The sequence below is a fragment of the Streptomyces sp. NPDC001222 genome (assembly GCF_042896945.1).
Taxonomy (GTDB): domain Bacteria; phylum Actinomycetota; class Actinomycetes; order Streptomycetales; family Streptomycetaceae; genus Streptomyces; species Streptomyces gibsoniae.
The window spans coordinates 1-1,061 of the sequence record NZ_JBIAXT010000102.1 but is presented as its reverse complement, the minus strand read 5'-3'; the positions used below and the strand labels follow the sequence as shown (position 1 = coordinate 1,061).

General features: G+C 65.9%; 1 protein-coding gene. It reads left to right on the top strand.

Features of this window, described 5'->3' with window-relative positions:
* The coding region (gene treS / locus ACFY2Z_RS41720; protein ID WP_390749210.1) for a maltose alpha-D-glucosyltransferase at positions 1-1,061 on the top strand (1,061 nt) is incomplete at both ends.

Sequence of the window (1,061 nt, the reverse complement as noted above, 5' to 3'; positions counted from 1 at the left end):
GACCAGCATCCGTGGTTCCAGCAGTCCCGTGCCGATCCCGAGGGCCCCTACGGCGACTACTACGTGTGGGCCGACGACGACAAGCAGTTCCAGGACGCGCGGATCATCTTCGTCGACACCGAGGCCTCCAACTGGACCTTCGATCCGGTGCGCAAGCAGTACTTCTGGCACCGGTTCTTCTCCCACCAGCCGGATCTGAACTACGAGAACCCGGCCGTGCAGGAGGAGATGATCTCCGCGCTGAGGTTCTGGCTGGACCTGGGCATCGACGGCTTCCGCCTCGACGCGGTGCCCTATCTGTATCAGCAGGAGGGCACCAACTGCGAGAACCTTCCGGCCACGCACGAGTTCCTCAAGCGGGTGCGCAAGGAGATCGACGCGCAGTACCCGGACACGGTGGTGCTGGCGGAGGCCAACCAGTGGCCCGAGGACGTCGTCGACTACTTCGGCGACTTCGACAGCGGCGGCGACGAGTGCCACATGGCCTTCCACTTCCCGGTCATGCCGCGCATCTTCATGGCGGTGCGCCGGGAGTCGCGTTACCCGGTCTCCGAGATCCTGGCCAAGACCCCGGCGATCCCCTCGAACTGCCAGTGGGGCATCTTCCTGCGCAACCACGACGAGCTGACCCTGGAGATGGTCACCGACGAGGAACGCGACTACATGTGGGCCGAGTACGCCAAGGACCCCCGGATGCGCGCCAACATCGGTATCCGGCGCCGGCTGGCCCCGCTGCTGGACAACGACCGCAACCAGATCGAGCTGTTCACCGCGCTGCTGCTGTCCCTGCCCGGCTCGCCGATCCTCTACTACGGCGACGAGATCGGTATGGGTGACAACATCTGGCTCGGTGACCGCGACGCGGTGCGCACCCCGATGCAGTGGACCCCGGACCGCAACGCGGGCTTCTCCTCCTGCGACCCGGGCCGCCTCTACCTGCCCACGATCATGGACCCGGTCTACGGCTACCAGGTCACCAACGTGGAGGCGTCGATGTCCTCGCCGTCCTCCCTGCTGCACTGGACCCGCCGGATGATCGAGATCCGCAAACAGAACCCCGC